The following is a 20279-nucleotide window of genomic DNA, read 5'->3' on the forward strand; positions in this document are numbered from 1 at the left end:
TTATAACACCCAATTGTTACGAAAATAAGACAAAATTCGGAATTTTATCAATTCACTATCAAATGTTCGCGAGATTTCACCGTTGATTTTTGGAGTCGGCTGTGTTAGAATTGTGGAACGGATTTTATCGGAACATACACGCATCAAATATACTGTAACGCAACAGAATAGGGGAGATATTGTGCAATCCAAATTTCAAGAACTCAAAGCTCGCCTGCTTGAGGCGAATGATATATCGTCCGCCGCTGGACTGCTCTATTGGGATCAATCTACCTACATGCCACCCGGCGGAGCCACTGCCCGTGCCCGTCAAAGTGCTACGCTGCGTCGGTTATCGCACGAAAAATTAACAGACCCAGCCATCGGAAAATTGCTTGACGCTTTAGAACCTTACGAAAAAAGTCTCGCCTACGATTCGGACGATGCGAGTTTCCTCCGTGTTACGCGTAGAGATTACGAACTTTCAACGAAAATTCCCGCTGAATTCATGGCGGAGGTAACGAACCATACATCGGAATCCTATCAGGTGTGGACTGAAGCACGTCCGGCAAACGACTTTGCGCGGGTGCGTCCCTATCTGGAGAAAACACTGGCGTATAGCCGACAAGCTGCTGACTTCTTTCCGGGATATGACCACATCGCAGACCCGCTCATTGAATCCAGCGATTACGGCATGAAGGCGGCGGATGTTCGGAAAGTCTTTGCCGAGCTGCGCCAAGAACTTGTTCCGATTGTTTCTGCTATCACGTCGCAGGCTCTTGCCGACGATTCGTGTTTGCACCAATACTTTCCTGAAGAGAAACAGTTGGCGTTCGGTTTGGACGTTGCCCAGAAGTTCGGCTACGATCTGAATCGGGGTCGGCAGGACAAAACGCACCACCCCTTTATGACGAAGTTCTCGCTCGGTGACGTGAGAATCACGACCCGTACAAAAGAAGATTTTCTCGGCGATGCGTTGTTCAGCACACTGCACGAAACCGGACACGCCTTGTATGAACAGGGGATCCGCATGGACTTAGAAGGCACGCCGCTTGCTGGTGGTACCTCATCGGGGGTGCATGAGAGTCAATCGAGACTTTGGGAGAATATCGTCGGACGCAGCCGAGGATTTTGGCAACACTTCTATCCGCAACTTCAAGGTGTTTTTCCTGAGCAGCTCGGTTCTGTTTCCTTAGATACATTTCACCGAGCGATTAATAAAGTAGAGCGTTCCCTCATTAGGACGAATGCGGACGAGGTTACCTACAACCTGCATGTTATGTTGCGTTTCGATTTCGAGTTGGACCTCTTAGAAGGCAACTTAGAGATTCGAGATTTACCGGATGCGTGGCGTGAACGATTTGAAGCCGATTTCGGTATCGTGCCACCGGACGACAAAGACGGTGTTTTACAGGATGTACATTGGTATTTTGGGTTGATTGGTGGTTCATTTCAAGGCTATACGCTGGGTAATATCTTGGGTGCGCAGTTCTTCTCGGCTGCACGCGAAGCGCATCCTGAAATTCCGTCTGAAATTGAGAATGGTGAGTTCAGTACACTCCACGATTGGTTAAAGGCAAACCTTTATCAACACGGGTCGAAGTATACGGCACCGGAAATTGTTGAACGTGCGACCGGAAGTTCGCTGTCGATTGAACCCTATATGGCATACCTCCGAACGAAATATGGTGAATTGTATGACTTGTAGGACTTACACAGGATTCCTTCGTTTATTTGCGGGATTGGAGGGGTTTGACTGGGGGGTTGGAAGAGTCTCGCGTGGAAAGTTGGAAGAGGCGGGGGTGCTTCCTCCTTCCATCCTTCCATTCTTCCATTCTTCCATCCCGTTCCTCATTTTACTCCTCTGTGGCTTTTTGCAAGCCTGTGGTGGACTCAAGTTAATTGACGTTTCCAAAAGTTCCGCCGCGTTGCAACTCACGACGGAACAGCAGCAGGTGGTTCATCCGAAACTGAAGCTGATCCGCGACATTGTTGAGGATTACGATTTTGAGAAAAAGCAGTTGGAAGTGGATTATCAGGTGTTTCGTGCGGGCATGACGGAACGGCGATACAGCCGATACGAGGGCGGATTTACGGATTCGCGAACACGGCGCGAACTGAATGAATTTAGGGACGAGGCACGAAAATTTCTGAAGCAGCGTGAAATATTTATTGACGAGATTAAAGACTTGATTGAGGAAATCGCTGCGGAACTTACGCCTGAGCAACGCCTTAAATTCGCTGAGTTGAAACTCCCTAAATTGGAGGTGCCGATGATGCTCCAGCGCGACCCCTACAACGACCTCCGCTATATTCCGAACCATCCGCTTGGTGGCGTGAATGTATTTTAAAAGATGGATTATTACGTGAGTTTGCTCGGTGATGATTCTAATGTCGGTACGTCTAAAGCGTCCCCGTGGCGAAGTATTGAACGGGTAAACGGCGCGCAGTTGTTGTCCGGTGATTCGGTCCGGTTTCACGCCAATCAGACCTTCGTTGGAAATCTCTGTCTGACAGGTGAAGACGAAAATTTAGGGGATCCACCGATAACCGTCGGTTCCTACGAATCGGGTAGAGCAACTATTGACGCAAGGGACGGCACCGGTTTCCTCGTGAGGAATATGGGAGGTGTCCATCTTATAGGACTCAATTTTGTCGGTGCTGGCGCGTCAAACAATGCCGGTTCCGGCATTTTGTTTGTCAATACGCTGCTCAAAGCGGTTAAGTTGGCAGATATTCGGATCCATTGTATAGATGTCAGCGGTTTCAAGGACTCCGGGATCTGTCTCAAAGCGGAGCCAAAAGATCGGAGTTGGAGCGGGTTTCGCGATGTCAGGATTACGCATACCACGAGTCATGACAATGGCGATACAGGGATCAGTTGTATCGGGGCTTGGAATCCGGGGCACGAAGGTTACGCGCATGCTGATTTTTATATCGGCAAGTGTAGTACTTACAGAAACGTCGGCATCCCTGGAAAAGAGAGTCATTCAGGGAACGGCATTGTCTTGGCACAAGTCGAGGATGCGCTGATTGAACACTGCCGTGCTTACGAGAACGGCGGATTAAACGATTATGAGGGCGGTGGACCTGTGGGTATCTGGGCATGGGATGCAAATCGTGTTGTCTTTCAGTTCAACGAATCCCATCACAATCGTACCGGTAGCAGCAAAGATGGGGGTGGGTTTGATCTGGATGGCGGTGTGCGGAATTCGATTGTTCGGTATAACTATTCGCATGACAATGATGGCCCCGGGTATCTGTTAGCACAATTCAGTGGTGCTCGAGCATTTTACGGTAATGTGCTCCACCATAACGTGAGTGTGAACGATGGCGGAAAGAACCGTTACGGCGGCATTCATCTCTGGTCTACTGGGGCAAGCGGTGGTATCACTGATACAACCTTTCGTGAAAATACAGTCTTCACAGCGCAATCTGCTGATGGGGGTGCCGCTGCGGTTGATTGTAGGAGTGAGGGAATTCGTAATGTCCGTTTCTATAACAATTGTTTCCAAACCGATGGGCGTGTGGTGATGATCCGTGGTGAGAGTAATCCAGATGTTCTATTTGAAGGTAATACCTTTGATACAGATTGCAAGTCTCCGAAATTTTCCAAGGATCTCCGTGATTTCACCGAAGCCGCTCGAAAAAGTGATCCAGAAACGCCTCCGCCGCTACCTTAATGCAGACCTGTGCGTTTGGATCGGAACGTTGGCGTTCAGGACGCAGATCGGCAACTGTCATACCGCTTGTTAAATTACCTGTGGTTTCGACTTGTACGTTCGCATCAACACTTTCAAAATAGTCTGGACGTGTAAGTATCCCGATTGGGAGTGCGTCGTGGATATGGAATCCCCAGAACCCAACGTGCTCGCGGTAAAATTCCATGCAGGCTTGTGTAGCATCCCAGAGGAAGTGCGAAACCGTATCCTCTCTATCCTCAATTTCGGCGTGCAGCCGTTCACCAGTTAAGACAACTTGGTGCGTCGCATCAAGCGGAACAATATGAATAGGCACACCGAATTGGAAGACCTCATGGGCGGCATGCGGATCGACAAAGATATTAAATTCGGCGGTCGTTGTAACATTGCCGTATTCCTCAAACGCACCTCCCATCACGATAATCCTCTGAAGTCGCTGCATCTTGACTGCATCTTTGCGGATTGCCTTCGCGATATTCGTCAAGGGACCGAGGGCAACAATGATGAGTTCATCTGGGTAGGACGCTGCCATCTCCAGAATAAGGTCAACCCCCGATTCTGAAGAAATATCGGTGTTTGCCTGCGCGTAGCGTGGACTGCCGTCGGCATTTCGCAATTGGCTCACATTGCCTAAACCATCTTCACCGTGAACATGTGCTGCCGTCACGAGGGGATTAACGAGCGGTTGTGCTTCACCTTGAGCGATGCGTGGGAATTCGTCCAAGTCAAGGACACCCAGAATTGTAAGCAGATTTTGTGTCGCTTGTGTGACCGGGACGTTTCCACAGACGGTCGTTATTGCTGCTATGTGTAATTCGGATGAGCGCATCGCGAAAAGAATTGCGAGTGCGTCGTCTACACCCGGATCTGTATCGATAAGGATACGTTGCATTGTCTGCCTTTCTATTTTGTGTTTTATTGATTTTACCAAAACAGAACGATTTTGTCCAATTATAGAATGCTTTTTCCGATTTGTAGAGCAAACTGTTCGTTTGCAGTACACAGGCACAAACGCAATAAGGTTTAACTATAGTAAAACCGAAAAATAAGAGGGCACTTTGGAAAACACAAAACACCTTACCGCCGCTGGCGAGGATTGTATCCTCGCCCTTCCAAAGTGTCTACTATAAATAGCCATGGATCCTCTCTAACTTTTCCTTTTTTTTTCTTGAATGATATGCTAAAATGAATTAACCTGTTAACCGAGATGCGGTATATACGTTATACTCACGGTGTAAAACTGAAGTCAAGGAGATTCATAATGCTAAATGGGCGGGCGATGTGTCTTGGCGTTCTCTGTGTCTTTTTTATTCCCTCTACGGTGCTGGCACAATCACAGTCATCAACCGAGACAATTATTGAGAAGGTATTCCAATCAGAGATCCGAGTCCGCGAACATGTGGATACGAAAGTCGCAGGTATTGAGACAAAAGTTGACAACCTTACTACAACGGTTGGAAACCTTAGTAAAGATGTAACAGAAAATAAGACGAATATAGAGAACATGCAAGAGGATATACGCGATTTAAAAGGAACAGTGACTTGGATTTGGAGAGGAATATTAGGAATTTTCGGAACTCTGATACTTTATCTTCTTAAGTCATGGCGGGAAGGTCGAGGTAAAACGGACAGTGTGGGCGTGGTAGATCGCTTAACTGAACAAATCACCGAGTTGATCTCAGCACAAGCAGAAAATTCATCCCAAATCACCAGACTCATTTCAGCACAGGCAGCAATTTCAGAGACGAGAGACGTTTCCGGGCACCCCAAAGTACCAATAGTGGACGAGTTAGACGGGTTAACGGACGACATACAGTCTCAACAGCGTGATAAAGGGGAAAGAGTCTGATGGATAACACTAAAAATTCAATTGAGTCCCCTACATCCGCAGAAGACTACGTTGATAGGGGTAATGAGTTTTACAATCAAGGCGATTATCAGGCTGCCATTTCTGATTATGACGAGGCGATCCGCGTAAACCCTGAATATGCAGTAGCCTACAGCAACCGAGGTGCTGCCAAAAGCGACTTGGGAAAACATTTTGAAGCCATTTCCGATTACGATCAAGCGATCCGTCTTGATCCTGAATATGTGGAAGCCTACTATAACCGAGGAAATGCCAAGCTTCGACTGGAACACCCTGAGGCTGCTATCCGTGATTATGATGAGGCAATCCGACTTAACCCTAACCATGCGGAAGCCTACTATAACCGAGGTGCTGCCAAAAGCGACTTGGGAAAACATTTTGAAGCCATTTCCGACTATGATGAGGCGATCCGTCTAAACCTTGAATATACGGAAGCCTATAGCAACCGAGGAAACGCCAAGCTTCGACTGAGACACCCCGAAGCTGCTATCTCTGATTATGATGAAGCGATCCGTCTTAATCCTAAATATGCGATAGCCTACAACAACCGAGGCTTTGCGAAAAGCAAACTGGGAGACCTTAAAGGTGCTATCTCCGATTATGATGAAGCACTCCGTCTTGACCCCGAATATGCGACAGCCCGTACCAACCGAGAAAACGCGCAAAGTGAACTTAGAGAACGTGGGGCAGAAACTTAGGTAACCGTCCTTTCATTTCCATCCTGAAAATTCCCGAATCCGATAAATCCCAATTCAGAGAACCAACAGATTCATCTTCAGTGAGCAAAAAGTTAACACCAAATGGAGAAACCTATGAAAAAACTAAATCTCAAACCTACACACAAACCGATACGAGACTACTACGAGGCGTTAGAACAATATCATCAACATAATATCACACACGAAGGCGCGGTCAGTAATCCTTTTGCTTTCCTACTTGCCATCTGTGCAAAAAGGGTGGGTGTCACGCTGGAACCTCAACACGCTATGCGCAGCCCGAAAGGCAATCGCATCGTCATTGATGGCGCAATCATCGACCAATATAGACTCCCGATCGCCTACTGGGAAGCGAAGGATATGGATGACGACCTCCCAAAAGCAATTCAGGAGAAACGCGACAAAGGCTATCCGTTTGACAATATCGCTTTTCAAAACCCTGAGCGAGCTATTTTGTATCAGAACGGGCAGGAGGTGCTGGACACGGACATCACCGAACCCGAAAACCTAATTGATGCGCTCCAACGTCTCTTTTCATATTCAGGCATTACTTTTAGCGATTGGTATGATGCGGTTGATAAATTCAGTGAACGGATTCCGGCACTTGCAGAGGAGTTAAAGCAACTCGTTGAGCAAGAGCACAAAACGAACACTGAATTTAAGAAGGCATTCACCGGTTTCTATCAGACCTGTCGCACCTCAATCAACCCCGATCTCTCACAAGCTGCCGTTGAAGAGATGCTTATCCAGCATATCCTCACTGAACGGATATTCCTCAAAGTTTTTGACAGATCGGATTTTACCAACCGAAATATCATTGCCATTGAGATTGAAAAAGTCAGTGCTACACTCATGCAGCACTCGGTGAGTCGCGACGAATTCCTTAAACCTTTGAACCCATTCTACACGGCTATTGAAAACGCTGCTACTCATTGTAAAGATTTCTCCGAGAAACAGCACTTTCTCAACACCGTCTATGAAAGATTTTTTCAAGAGTTTTCTGAGGATACAGCAGACACCCACGGTATTGTCTACACCCCGCAACCTATTGTTGATTTCATGGTGAATAGCGTCGAATATCTCCTGAAAAGTGAGTTTGACCGATCGCTGTCGGATGTTGGTGTGCATATTATAGACCCATTTGTCGGCACCGGCAATTTCATCGTTCGACTCATGCAGGACATACGAAAAACAGCACTGGAGGATAAATATCAGCACGAACTGCATTGCAATGAAGTCCTTTTATTGCCCTACTACATTGCCAATCTAAACATTGAGCAAGAGTTTTTGCATCACACAAAGAAATACCTACCCTTTAAAAAAATAGTGTTCGCTGATACTTTTGAATTGTTCGATCCACCTCAAGGAGAACTCTTTAGCGAGGAAAACACAAAACGGGCAAAACAGCAAAAAGAAACAGACATGTTTGTCATTATCGGCAACCCACCCTACAATGCGGGGCAACAGAATGCAAATGACAATAACAAAAATCGTAAATACCCGGCATTGGACAAACGGATAAAAGATACATATTCAAAAGATTCCAAAGCACGATTGCCGTACAACGTATATGATCCATTTGTGAGAGCGTTTCGCTGGGCATCGGAGCGAATTGGAGATTCCGGTATTGTCGCATTCGTAACGAACAACAGTTTTATTGAGGATTGGACGTTTGATGGGATGCGCAAACATCTTGCCGAAGAATTCAACGCGCTGTATCTGCTTAATTTAGGTGGAAACATTCGTAAGGGACAATCAGCAGACTCTAATGTGTTTGCTCCAAAGTCCACAGTCGGTGTAAGTATAGCGATGCTTGTGAGAACCGGAGAACCTGTTGATTCTCCTTGTGTCTTTTACAACGATGAAGCGGAAAATGGGAGCAAAGTACAGAAGTTTCATTTTCTTAAGACGCACAAAAACGTGGGTAACATTACATGGGAAGAGATTCAGCCCAATGAAAAACACACGTGGCTCACTAAGGGGCTCCACGACGATTTTGATACCCTCATTCCAATGGGAACTAGAGAAGCGAAAAAGGAAAAAGGTACTGCGAAAACTACAGAGGGTGTAATTTTCAAAAACTTCAGTCTCGGTGTGTCAACCAATCGAGATTTCTGGGTTTACAACTTTAACCAAGATGTGCTTCGTGATAATATTCAACGCACCATAAAAACTTATACAGCAGAGGTGGATCGTTGGAAACGTCAGGTTGCCGAGTCGAAACGTGGAAACGTCCCTGAACTTCAAGTTAATGACTTTGTTTTATCTGATGCTACCAAAATAAAATGGAGCCGAGATTTAAAAGAGAAGAAGTTACAGCAAGGAAAAATTACTGAGTATGCTGACCAGAAAATAAGGACCTGTCTCTACCGTCCGTTCACGAGAACTAATCTGTTTCTTGACAAAATTCTAGTCGACAGCCCGGGACAGTTCCCCCTCATATTTCCGACTCCGGAGACAGAAGCGGAGAACCGAGTGATAATCGTCAGTGATCACGGGTTTCGCGCAGGCTTCAATGTCCTTATGGCAAGTCTGATCCCGGACCTCCATACGCTTGCAACAACTGATGGTTTTCAGTGTTTCCCTTTCTATACCTATGACGAGGATGGCACTGATCGCTGTGAAAACATTACCGATTGGGCATTAGAAGCTTTCCAAACCTACTACGATGATGAAAACATAAGCAAATGGGATATATTCTACTATAACTATGGTCTCTTACACCACTCCGATTGTCGCCGTAAGTATCAGGAGGACCTCAAGCGGAGTCTTCCACGTATTCTTGTTGTTAGTGATTTCTGGACGTTCGCCACGGCTGGCAAGAAATTGGCGGATCTCCATATCAACTATGAATCCGTTCCAAAATACGCTGGATTGACTTTTAAGGAGATGCCTGATATACCGCTAAATTGGCGTGTTGAGAAAATGACCTTATCTAAGGACAAAACACAGATTCGATACAACGATTTCCTAATTATTGAAGGTATTCCGACTGAAGTACACGACTATAGACTGGGTAAGCGATCGGCATTGGAGTGGATAGTTGATCAGTATAAACTCAAGGTAGATAAGGACACCAAGAAATATAAAGGAAGTTATATTGTCAGGGACCCAAATTGTGAGGCGGAACCACGGTATATTGTAGACTTAATAGCACGTGTCATTACTGTAAGCCTTGAGACAATGGAAATCGTCAAGAATTTACCCCCATTATATCCTATTGATGGGGACTAATCGAATAGGAGCACAGCGCAGACGTTTGTGCTGAAAAGGCAAAATATGATACATGTTGAATATAAGAAGCAGGACAATTTCCCGCATGACAGAGAGATCATCTTGTTTGACAGAGATGCTTTCCAATCTCTTGGTGACGAAGGGCTTTGCAAGGTCAATAGGAGATATAATGTCCTTTGTCCGCGAGTCTTTGTGATAGAGTGTCTGACACCTAACCGTGCTACAGAGGCAGAAAAGAAATGGCTTCTTGACAGATTGAAATTAATAGAAAATCCTCTGGTTTTTATAGGCGATACGAATGTATCGCCTATAATTGATATACCTCGTGGAGCTGAGTATTCTGGTATCCTTTCCTCGGAGCAAATTGCAAGAAATTGCATAGTGTCCAAACCTATAACAATGGAACGCGTCGCACCAGAAAAATTTATATCACATTACAGATCGAGAATAAAGGGCTTCAAAGCCGAAATAAAAGCACTAAATGATGCCTGCAGGATATTTGAGAAAACGCTTACTCCTGGTCAGATAGATTCAGATGTCAAAAAATATTTTCAGGAAGTACATAACAGAACTCTGTTGAAGAAAGAAATTAGGGACATACGTAGAGCAAATGAGGGCACCCTTTTAACACAAAAATTGGACTGTGCTGCCAGAAAAGCATTAGAGGATATTGAAGTCAAGCCATTACATCAAATTATTGATGATTTCAAAACGTTTTTCTTTCTTAAAAATCGAGACTTTGAAAAACTGAGAAATTTAACTCAAGATGGAAAGGGACTCACGGTAGAAAATTACCCGAATCTATCATATCCGATTTATCTTTATTATTTGATTTGCTTTATAACCGGTGCCAGGCAATACAACACGGAACACTTGGACAAGTCGTACGCGCGTGACATTAGATATTTACACCACTTAAATTTTTGTGATCTTTTCATCACAAACGAGAGATCTACCCCACGCATAATCAATTCGTTACCATACCCCGATATAAGGGAAATACAAGTTATTACTGTCAGAAAACTAAAAGAAATACTAACTTAAAGCAGAGTTATGCGACCACACAGTAAAAGTTACTCACAGAGGTTTGATGGGAGTGGAAAGTGCCTCGTTTTTTAATCTGTTGTTATAATCAATCTTGATATGTAGGAAAGGAAACAATGACAATGACTATACAGACTGTACATAAGTATGGATTTGGAATGTCAGATTTATCGGTAACTATGAGAAGACGTTTTGATAACGCTGTAGATATTGTATCTCTTTTTTTGAGTGATAGACTTTCTCCAGAGGAAATAGATTTGGACGCTATTTCGGAGTTAAAAGGCATGTTTAACCGGTCATTACGGAAGGACCAGTGGAATTGGTTTACTGTCTATGATAGACTTGGGTGCCCGCCTAGGAACGAGATGAATTCCATTGTTTCCCGTTTAGTGAAACTCCGAGAATGTCTAAAGGAACATGATTTTGAACAGGCACTTTTGATACGTGCGGATTTGATCACCGGAACTCTTCCGACCTATCTAAGTCAATGGAAGAATCATAGGAAAATTCGCGCCTCGCAAGGGAAGCGTGGTTGGCTGTATATTTTATCAAGAAAGGATGAACCTGATATTCTAAAGATAGGAAGGACTACTCGTTCTGTAGAGGGTAGGGTGAAAGAAATAAACTCGGCGACTGGTGTGTTAATACCATATTCTGCAAGAGCAGTTTTTGAGGTGGAAGATGCTGAGGAAGCCGAGAACCTCGTTTTCAGACTACTGAGTGATTACCGCGTACGAATGGATAGGGAATTTTTTCAGATTCCATTCTCGGAAGCTGTCAAAATAATCGAAGAAGAGATTTTTCCGCTTCTGATCCGCACACAAGGAGAAGTAAAGTGGTTTGACGCAACCAAAGGTTACGGTTTCATAACGTGTGAAGAACACGCTCGTGATATATTTGTGCATGAATCACAAATTTTGGATGAACGGAGCTATTTGATTCAACAAGGTCAGAAAGTGAAGTTTGACATCCGTCAAACCGAGAGAGGTTTGTCTGCTATCAAGGTAATCCCCGCCACAAGGCAAGACTAAGGAAAGCCTATATGAATCACACTGACTATCAGCAAAAGTGATTCTCGCTTAGTTTCTGTGAACAAATTTCAAACGTCTCATCCAAATTTCAGAAAAAAGGTAGAAAAGTGTGAATGTCACACTCTACTATCTGCTTTGGTTAAGTCTAAGAACTTGTTTCTGGAGACTCTTGTGGGAGCGGTTTTGCGCTCACATACTTTACAACAATCTAATGGAGGTAATAAAGAATGATTTTAGATATAATATCAGTTTGTTTATTAGTATGTCTATTGATAGTAGTCCTACTGCTACATAGGCAAATGCTCAGGCGTTTTAATGCTATGGGAAGGATTCAACAGCGAATATTCAAACGCTTTGACTCTTTTCTGGAAAAAGTCCAAGTACAGTCTATCAATCAGGATGACCAGATACAACTTCATGAGCCAGACGAAGTTTTAGATACTACTGATGGAGATTGGAAAACGCAATTTGCAAATGGATTTGTACGTTACTTGAAGGATTACGAAAGTCCGCTTATGGATCCGGAGGTCTTTATGGGAGAAGATGCTCAGGGTTATCCTGCTTATATTGGTTTTAACATGAGAGGATTAGAAAACCAGAACATTCAAGATCCTGATGCCTTCTGGCTCGTTGCAAGTACAGCACATGATGGAAAAATTTATCTTAAACTACATATGAACAATTCTGAGTACTTCAAAGAATTAAAATCGCAAAAAGTGACAATTGAGCGTGAGTTTGGCGAACAATTGAAATGGGAACCCCAAGGTCAACGGATCAGAATCGGGGTAGACCTTGAGGTTCAACCCCTGGATAAGAACAAAAGGGAATGGAATCAGCATTTTGAAAATATGCGTGAAAATCTTGAAAAGTTGGATAAAATCTTCCAGCCGCGCATTGAAGGAATCTTTTCTGAGGATGACATCTCTGAGAATGATTTTGTATTTTGAGAAAGGAAATATGTGAAAAATCTTGTACTAATAATTCGGGAGTTTGAACCATCTTTTGATTACCATAGCACCGCGTTTAGAAAACTATCACATCGGGTTCGCAAATCAGCAAATTGGAGATGTGAGCAATGTGGTATTAATCTTAGTAATGACCATCTTTACCTTGATGCCCATCACATTTGGGGGACTCAGTATAACTCTCTCAGTGACATTGAGGCACTCTGTATCGGTTGTCATGCAGAACAACCCGGAAATGGGCATTTACTATTGAAAAACGAACTAAGGTATCAGGAATTCATGAGAAGATATGGCAAGCGATGGAAACGCTTGCACGCGTATCTTAATTTTCCCTAAACGTACCGTTTTCGGAAAACTTCAACTTCGGATTTGAAAAAAGGTAGCAGGGCGCGGGTGTTGCCTCCTGCTACCTTCTTTGGTTATAGATTTATGCCGAGCGTATCTTTATAATGATCCATAACATCCGCTTCCTCTATGCAATCCGCTCAATCCATGATGCATCCGAATGTAGGAGGGGTTAGAAACCTTTCCTACTCGGGATAGGATCCAAAAATCGCACTAAAAGATGGAAAACTAAATGTACGCGGCTAGCCATCCCCCCAATCAGGACAGATACAGACGAGTTATTGGTATCTGTTTTGTCTTAGTTTTTTTTTCTTATTCTCCGCTCGCGGCACAGGTGAATATTTTCACAGGTGAGACGATGAAGCAGATGCAGTTGGAATCCGGTTGGTATAACAGCATTAACTTGGATTTAACCTACCGCTCTGGTAATTCGGACCTGCTTACGACACGGACCCGATTTCGTTCAGATTATCTCACAAAAACCTATCACGGTTTTGTTTTTGGGAGCCTCCAGCACGGGAGAAAAGATGATGTGTTTTTTGTGAACAAGGGTATGGCACACGCGCGGATTATCCGAAGCCTCACACAGCATGTTCTTGTTGAGTCCTTTGTCCAGAAGCAGTTCAATGAATCTATCCTGCTAAACGACCGAAATTTGGCAGGGGGTGGCGTTAGGTTCGCTTCGCATCCACGGGACTCCAGATTTAATGTCTATCTCGGTATTGGTGCGATGTGGGAGCATGAACGTATCAATGACGCAAAGCGCGGCGAAACCACAACTTATATCGTTCGCTCAACCAACTATATCAATTGGACCGGAAAGTTAGATGAACGCATTACGACGAGTGCTACGGGCTATTATCAGGTCCATGCTCGACGTTTTCAAGATTACCGTATTCTTTTTGAAGGGAGTGTCACGTTCAGGCTAACAACGAAGTTAGCCTTTCCGCTCCGAGTGAACCTCCGATACGACAGTGAACCTCCTACCGGTATCCGAAAACATGATGTAGAAATTTTTAACGGATTGCGGTATACTTTTTAATGGTTATCGGCTATTGGTTATCGGTTATCAGTTAAGAGGCTTTTGTGGCAGTGGCGAATTCTGCCCATTCCACGAATATCTCAGGTCTGATAATTGGCAGGTATAAAAAAGGAGGCATCTTATGCAGAAGGTAAAAATAATCGTCTATATCGGTGTATGTCTTATTGCGTTGTCGAGTATTGCGTGGGCAGATGGGCATCTTCAAATCGTGGAAAAAGAGAAGAAACTTGTTTTAAAGGGTAAAATTTCCGAAGCACTCGGTGAATACGATTCGCATTTAAAGGGAGCTGTTGAGTATCTCGTTTGTGGACCCAACGGCAAGGAATATGAAAGCATTATTGTCGTCGATGCGACAGCAAAGGAAATTTACGATGCGCTCGGCAAACTTGATGTTCAGGTAGGTGAACCGCCCGGCTATGATGAGGAAAAGGATGAACCAACACCACCAAAGGGCACTGCGGTTCTAATTTACGCTGAATGGAAGAGTGGTGGTGAAACGAAAAAGGTCCGTGCTGAAGAACTCGTCTTCAACGTGAAAACCCAAAAACCGATGCAAAATGTTGCTTGGATCTATTCCGGTTCGCGCGTCGTGCCTGACCTTGATAGTGACGATGAGGACGCAATGATGCCGCAGGCGTTTATGAGTAACGATCTTGTTGCCTTGAGGCTATTTGATGCAAGTGCTCTTTTCCAGAATCCGCTCCCTGAATCGTCAGAGGAGAACATCTATAAAAAGAACGATGCCTTGCTACCTAAACTTGGAACACCAGTCACTCTCACGATTGAGGTTAACCGGAAAATGCAACTGTTTGTGATAATTACTGGGAAGGTCCAAGGGGTCGGGTTCCGCAATTTCACGCAACTGAACGCGAGGCAGCTCGGTATCAACGGTTATGCTAAGAATCTACCAAACGGCACTGTGGAAGTCGTCGCAGAGGGTGATAAGGCGCAATTGGATACGTTAATCGCTTTGTTAAAGAAGGGACCGCGCTATGCGAGAGTTGATTCGCTTGACATTGACGAACGTCCGTTCACTGGAGAATATGAGAGTTTCGGCATTCGGTATTAAATCATGACGCATACGCCGCCCGCCTTCATATCGGGGATCCTCCTTGCAGCAGGGCTTTCTACTCGGATGGGAGAACCGAAGCAACTGCTCCCTTTTGGGGAAAGCACTATCGTTGAGACCGTGGTGGACAGTATGCTGGGTGCCAAGTTCGATGAGATTATCGTTGTCCTTGGGCATTGTGCAGCGGAAATTGAAAAGCAGTTGGGGACACGTCCTATCAGAACGGTGTTTAACGCTGACTATCGAGAAGGTATGCTAACCTCCGCACAGACAGGTGTTCGCGCGCTCAAAGCCAGCGACGCATTTGCCCTCATGTTGGTTGACCAACCCTTTATTACCTCCGCGTTAATTGGTCAGGTTATTGATGCCTATGTGCAAACGGACAAGGGGATTGTCCTACCGAGTTATAATTATAAGCGTGGTCATCCGGTTATCTTTAATCAGAAATATGCACAGGATATTCTTGCACTAAGTACAGAAAGTGGTGGCGTGCGAACCCTCTTCAAAAAATATGGCGACGATATTCACTACGTCACAGTGGATACAGACCGAGTACTTCGGGATATAGATTATCGCGAAGATTATGAACGCGCTTTGCAGGAAAATTGAAAGGTTGTTTGTAAACACACGAGGGAGAAAAAATGAAAGAGTCTCACAAAAACACGCCAGAAATTCCTGAGTCAATCCCTACCACGATGACGTTGGCGGAATTTCTTGAGAACGATATTCCAGGATATGAATATAGTGAAGGCAAATTAGTCCTGAAGTCACCGCCAACAGTTCCTAAGTCAGTGCCTACCACGATGACGTTAGCGGAATTTCTTGAGAACGATGTTCCAGGATATGAATACGCGAAAGGAGAATTAATACCGATGTCCGCAGCGACGAGAAGACATGGTAAAACCAGTATCAACATCATTCGATATTTGGATCCGTATGTCTACGAAAATGGGCTGGGGGAACTGTATACGGCAGAAACGACATTCCAGGTTGGAGAACGTGTAATGAAGCCGGATGTTGCATTCGTTTCAACCGCCCGCTTGGATGTCGACGAAGACAAAGGGTTTCCGGTCCCTCCTGACCTGGCGATTGAAGTAATTTCTCCGACAGATGTTCACTACCGTATTGTCCGCAAGGTGTTCGACTATCTGAAGGCAGGGACCCGCCTCGTTTGGGTACTTGACCCTGTCTCCAAATCGGTGACGGTGTATCGTTCTGAAAGCGATATTGAGATACTTACGCACGCAGCCACGTTGACAGGTGAGGATGTCGTGCCAGGGTTTGCCTGTCTCGTGGAAAACCTGTTTGAATAATATCGACAATTCAAAGTGTGGGCAGGGAGTCCGACGGTTTTCTCATCTTACAGGTTCCTAATGGGTTGGAACAGATCGGAAACCTGTCCGAAACGAAGTGGAGGACAGCGCGGAGGCCAATCATTTAAAAAATGTTTACATCCATCGAAAACGTTCAAAATGTGTGTGAAAAACATGCGTATATCGCGGATAAGGGTTTAGCAACGACCCTCTATCTCGCGCATCATCTCAAAAAACCCATTTTTCTTGAAGGCGAACCCGGTGTCGGTAAGACTGAAGTCGCTAAGGTACTTGCGGATTCAACAGGTGCGAAACTCATTCGACTGCAGTGTTATGAAGGCTTGGATGCAAACAGCGCACTCTATGAATGGAACTATACACGGCAAATTTTGCAACTCCGTATTGACGAAGCACGCGGACGCGACAAAGAAAGCATCGGCACCGACCTGTTTAGCGAAGCATTCCTGCTGAAACGTCCGCTGATGGAGGCGATCCAGAGCGACGGCGATGTCCCACCCGTCTTACTCATCGACGAGGTAGACCGAAGTGATAGCGAATTTGAGGCGTTTCTGCTGGAGATTTTGTCCGATTTCCAAATTACGATCCCCGAAATCGGTACGATTCAAGCGAAACATATTCCCTACGTTGTGCTTACCTCAAACCGGACGCGCGAGGTGCATGAGGCACTCAAACGGCGTTGTCTCTATCAGTGGATCGATTATCCGACCGTAGAGAAAGAGTTGGCAATCGTTCAGGCGAAGCTGCCGCAGATTGAGGAACACCTTGCGATGCAGCTCTGTCAGATGATGCAGCTGTGGCGACAGGGGGATTACTATAAGAAACCGGGGGTTGCGGAAACCTTGGATTGGGGGCTTGCCCTCGTCGCACTCGGTAAGGCGCAATTGGATGCGGATATCGTTGCTGAAACGCTTGGCTGTGTCTTCAAATATCAGGATGATGTCCAACGTGCCCGCACAGTGGACTTGTCTGAATTGGGACTATAGGATGAACCAGACTAAAAAAACACGACAAGTTGAAATAAAAATTTTCAGAGGAGTCGGTTATCTTCTTTTGGTAGGTGCAGCTTTTTGCACAATGGTACCTCTACTGTGGCTATTGACCTCCTCTTTTAAAACTGCCAGCGAAATCTTCGCTGTCCCAATTCAATGGTTTCCGAGTTTTCCGCCACGTGTTGCATCGTCGCCTTATATCGTCGAAAATGCGTATCCCAAGATTGAAAAACCGATGGCAGTAGATGAGACGGTGTGGGAAACGTTGCAACCCGAACTTACACAAGTGATTTGGACGGAAACGCAGACACACATCGCAGCAAATACGCAGCTTTCCAATTACGTGCCATCTGAAGAATTGCAGACCGAAATAACAGAGGGGTTGTGGCAACAATTGGTCGCAAGTTTACCAGATGAGGTCTGGAACGGCACAACGGCATCCATCGTTATGGTGGTGCAGGAAGCGATTATCCCCGAAGCGGTTGACACGATCTGGAGTTCTGTATATCGTGAAGTCGCGGTTGGGACACTCCAAATAGAGGACCTTGATTTCAATCGCACGCCGATTGAGGTTATGGACTGGGAAGCAAAAGTAGGCACGCGTATTCGTCCATCAGACGATGCCCAGACGGCTGCGAGTTTATCCTACGATTTCCAAGACAATAACACCACCTACATGACGGCTACGGTTGCTTCACCTATTCCGATTGATCGGATACGACGTGTAACGCTGCCTGTACGTGGAGATGCTTCGTATCACCGTCTCTCTTTAGCCGTATCTGTCGGCAACGGGACGACGTATCAACCGACACGTCCTTTCGTTTTAGAGAGCGCGTTATGGAAGGATGTGGTGTGGCGACTCCACGGCATCCCCGGTGAGTTAGAGTCATCACACATCACGATGCAACAGGTAGAGACGAACCGCACAGTTCAATCCACTATGGAAGTGAATGCGGATAACCAATTGTTCCTACAACTCTCGCTTCATCAACCGGCTTACCTGTCGATTGTGTGGGATAAATTTACCTCAAACTATCGGAATCTGTGGAAGACGGTGCCGTATGGTCGTTATTTTGTCAACAGCGTTTTCATCGCCACTGCGTCAACGCTGCTCACGCTGTTTTTCTGTTCGCTCGGTGGTTATGCCTTTGCCAAATATCGGTTCCGCGGGCAAAAAATCCTGTTCGGTATCCTCCTCGCTTCCATGATGGTGCCTTTTCAGGTGTTGCTGGTTCCATTGTTTGGGTTGATGTATGACATCGGTTGGCTCAACAGTTACAAGGCGATTATCATCCCGTTTTCTGTCGGCGCTTTTGGCGTGTTTCTGATGCGCCAATTCATTGTAACGATCCCGTCAGAGCTGCTGGATGCAGCGCGTATCGACGGTTGTTCGGAGTTCGGTATCTATTATAGAATTATCCTGCCTATTATTAAACCCGCGCTGGGTGCGTTAACAATCTATTCCTTTTTGGGTTCATGGAATGGGTATCTCTGGCCCCTCATCATTTTACGGGATGAGGTGAAATACACACTACCAATCGGTTTAGCGAATCTTGTGGGTATCTATCGGCAAGATTACGGTATGTTGATGGCGGGAACGCTGCTATCGCTCATGCCGATTGTTATTCTATTTTTAGCGATGCAACGTGAATTTGTGCAGGGGATTACTTTAGGAGGCGTCAAGGAGTAAAGACATGTCAGATTACACAACGGTCACAAAAACGTCAGCAATACGAGAAGGTCGCGGAAAGGCTTTTACCGTCAATGGAAGGCGGATCGCTATCCTCAATGAAGATGGTGAGTTCTGCGCTGTGGACAATACCTGTCCGCATGCTATGGGTTCCCTCGGCAGAGGTAGGATCCGAAACGGCATTGTTGTGTGTCCCGTTCACGGCTACGCATACAATACAGAAACTGGTGAATGTCAAACTGATCCGCGCCTCCGCATCAGGACGTATCCTGTGGTCGTTGAGGATGAGGAGATCAAAGTCGAGGTAAAACAACGATGAAGCAGATAAGTGGACGTTTCATTTTTTTAATAATTCTTGTGTTTTGTTTAATGGCAACTGGTCTGAATTGGGCGTTTTGTGAGGTGGAAAGGACGTTGGATAAATTTTTGATGAAAAATTCCGTAGATGTTTGGGATGCCTTCCTCAAGACGCTTGAGAGACGTGGACTCTCGGAACCGCATTGGGAGATTGAACTGACAGTTCAAGAGGAGTTAATCACTTACTTCAAAGCGAAAATCGATGCCGGCGTTTCTGACGGGCTAACATCACTTCCTCCCGATTTACCGAATTACGTTCACCGTTTTCCGAAAGAGATGCGGCACGAACTCAGATCTCATACCGAGAGTGCTCTGGAGGCAGATCCTATCAACGGTGCAGCGGCGAAGTTTCTGACAATTGAAACGTTTTGCGATATAAATGCTCAAAAGCCGATTGAAAAGTATCCCCTTGTAGAAAAAGCGATGATGTTGGTGTCTAATGATATTGAGATTTGTTTCTTTGCGTATGCAACGTGCACACGGCTTGGAGATCAGATGAACGAAAAGGCTCTCGTTTCGCTTGAAAGGCTTTTTGAGCGACTCCGTGGAACCACCTATCCGATTCCATATAGGTGGGTGATCAGGCTTTATGGTAGTGATGAAAATCTGACGACGCCGAGTTTGGTTTATAAGCAGATTGAAAGCAACGATCCACTGATTGAGAGATGGACGGCAGTATTAAGTGAAATTCCTGCCATCTTTGAGAGAGAGTGGACCCAGAGACCTGACTCGTATGTTTTTTATATAGTTGCCTATGTTCACGAGACGTTAGGGAATAACGAAGCAGCTGAGGCGGTTTTCAAGCAGGTCCAACCAATTTTTGAAAAACGGCTAGAGAGAAACCCGAACGACGGTTCTGCTCTAGTAGTCTGTCACATTTATATTGCTGGATATAATTTGTTGAGTTTGATGCGTG

Annotated in this window: 19 protein-coding genes and 1 pseudogene; 19 read left to right on the forward strand and 1 reads right to left on the reverse strand. The window is 45.3% G+C overall.

The annotated features are described in order from the left end of the window. The first annotated feature begins 181 nt into the window (after positions 1 to 181). From OXH39_04545 to OXH39_04555, 3 genes are read left to right on the forward strand one after another with little or no spacing between them, the layout of a single operon-like run. Positions 182 to 1687 carry a carboxypeptidase M32 gene (locus OXH39_04545; GenBank protein ID MCY3549707.1) on the forward strand — a complete coding sequence of 502 codons (1506 nt, stop codon included), beginning with the start codon at positions 182 to 184 and terminating at the stop codon, positions 1685 to 1687. Then, on the forward strand, positions 1677 to 2330 hold the full coding sequence (locus tag OXH39_04550; GenBank protein ID MCY3549708.1) for a hypothetical protein: 654 nt from the start codon (positions 1677 to 1679) through the stop codon (positions 2328 to 2330). The genes OXH39_04545 and OXH39_04550 overlap by 11 nt, the downstream gene beginning before the upstream one ends. A 3-nt stretch (positions 2331 to 2333) precedes the next feature. Beyond that, positions 2334 to 3662 (forward strand): right-handed parallel beta-helix repeat-containing protein, encoded by a 1329-nt coding sequence (locus tag OXH39_04555; protein ID MCY3549709.1) that lies wholly within the window; start codon positions 2334 to 2336, stop codon positions 3660 to 3662. On the opposite strand, the gene OXH39_04560 is transcribed toward OXH39_04555, so the two are convergent. Next, complete coding sequence (locus OXH39_04560; protein ID MCY3549710.1) at positions 3610 to 4572, reverse strand: nucleoside hydrolase; 963 nt, start codon at positions 4570 to 4572, stop codon at positions 3610 to 3612. The two genes, OXH39_04555 and OXH39_04560, sit on opposite strands and share 53 nt — an antisense overlap. Before the next feature lie 369 nt (positions 4573 to 4941). Between OXH39_04560 and OXH39_04565 the strand changes: the two genes are divergently transcribed. The 16 genes and pseudogenes from OXH39_04565 to OXH39_04640 all read left to right on the forward strand — a co-directional run. Next, positions 4942 to 5529, forward strand: coding sequence for a hemolysin XhlA family protein (locus OXH39_04565; GenBank protein ID MCY3549711.1), 588 nt, complete (start codon positions 4942 to 4944; stop codon positions 5527 to 5529). Continuing rightward, entirely contained in the window at positions 5529 to 6245 is a 717-nt protein-coding gene (locus OXH39_04570) for a tetratricopeptide repeat protein (GenBank protein MCY3549712.1), read from the forward strand. Before OXH39_04565 ends, OXH39_04570 begins: the two co-directional genes overlap by 1 nt. A 114-nt stretch (positions 6246 to 6359) precedes the next feature. Continuing rightward, positions 6360 to 9497 (forward strand): N-6 DNA methylase, encoded by a 3138-nt coding sequence (locus tag OXH39_04575; GenBank protein MCY3549713.1) that lies wholly within the window; start codon positions 6360 to 6362, stop codon positions 9495 to 9497. Between the two features lie 45 nt (positions 9498 to 9542). After that, positions 9543 to 10541, forward strand: coding sequence for a hypothetical protein (locus OXH39_04580; protein ID MCY3549714.1), 999 nt, complete (start codon positions 9543 to 9545; stop codon positions 10539 to 10541). Between the two features lie 365 nt (positions 10542 to 10906). Then, a pseudogene (locus OXH39_04585) lies at positions 10907 to 11320 on the forward strand (GIY-YIG nuclease family protein). A 33-nt stretch (positions 11321 to 11353) separates the two neighbouring features. Continuing rightward, on the forward strand, positions 11354 to 11572 hold the full coding sequence (locus tag OXH39_04590; GenBank protein ID MCY3549715.1) for a cold shock domain-containing protein: 219 nt from the start codon (positions 11354 to 11356) through the stop codon (positions 11570 to 11572). Positions 11573 to 11892: 320 nt separating this feature from the next. Continuing rightward, positions 11893 to 12519 carry a DUF4268 domain-containing protein gene (locus tag OXH39_04595; protein ID MCY3549716.1) on the forward strand — a complete coding sequence of 209 codons (627 nt, stop codon included), beginning with the start codon at positions 11893 to 11895 and terminating at the stop codon, positions 12517 to 12519. A gap of 12 nt (positions 12520 to 12531) precedes the next feature. Beyond that, positions 12532 to 12873, forward strand: a complete 342-nt coding sequence (locus OXH39_04600) for a hypothetical protein (GenBank protein ID MCY3549717.1) — start codon at positions 12532 to 12534, stop codon at positions 12871 to 12873. A gap of 343 nt (positions 12874 to 13216) precedes the next feature. Next, complete coding sequence (locus OXH39_04605) at positions 13217 to 13924, forward strand: DUF481 domain-containing protein (GenBank protein MCY3549718.1); 708 nt, start codon at positions 13217 to 13219, stop codon at positions 13922 to 13924. 121 nt (positions 13925 to 14045) lie between these two features. Then, positions 14046 to 14993 carry an acylphosphatase gene (gene yccX / locus OXH39_04610; GenBank protein ID MCY3549719.1) on the forward strand — a complete coding sequence of 316 codons (948 nt, stop codon included), beginning with the start codon at positions 14046 to 14048 and terminating at the stop codon, positions 14991 to 14993. Positions 14994 to 14996: 3 nt separating this feature from the next. Continuing rightward, the gene (locus OXH39_04615) at positions 14997 to 15602 is read left to right on the forward strand and encodes a nucleotidyltransferase family protein (protein MCY3549720.1); all 606 of its coding nucleotides are present in this window, start codon (positions 14997 to 14999) and stop codon (positions 15600 to 15602) included. Positions 15603 to 15634: 32 nt separating this feature from the next. Next, a complete protein-coding gene (locus OXH39_04620) occupies positions 15635 to 16306 on the forward strand; it encodes a Uma2 family endonuclease (GenBank protein ID MCY3549721.1) in 672 nt (223 codons plus the stop codon). Positions 16307 to 16437: 131 nt separating this feature from the next. Beyond that, entirely contained in the window at positions 16438 to 17310 is an 873-nt protein-coding gene (locus tag OXH39_04625) for a MoxR family ATPase (protein ID MCY3549722.1), read from the forward strand. Between the two features lie 91 nt (positions 17311 to 17401). After that, a complete protein-coding gene (locus tag OXH39_04630; protein MCY3549723.1) occupies positions 17402 to 19006 on the forward strand; it encodes a carbohydrate ABC transporter permease in 1605 nt (534 codons plus the stop codon). A 4-nt stretch (positions 19007 to 19010) separates the two neighbouring features. Further along, complete coding sequence (locus OXH39_04635; protein ID MCY3549724.1) at positions 19011 to 19325, forward strand: Rieske (2Fe-2S) protein; 315 nt, start codon at positions 19011 to 19013, stop codon at positions 19323 to 19325. Between the two features lie 110 nt (positions 19326 to 19435). Next, positions 19436 to 20279: hypothetical protein (locus OXH39_04640; protein ID MCY3549725.1), on the forward strand; the 844-nt coding region annotated here is incomplete at its 3' end.

Source organism: Candidatus Poribacteria bacterium (genome assembly GCA_026702755.1).
GTDB lineage: Bacteria > Poribacteria > WGA-4E > WGA-4E > WGA-3G > WGA-3G.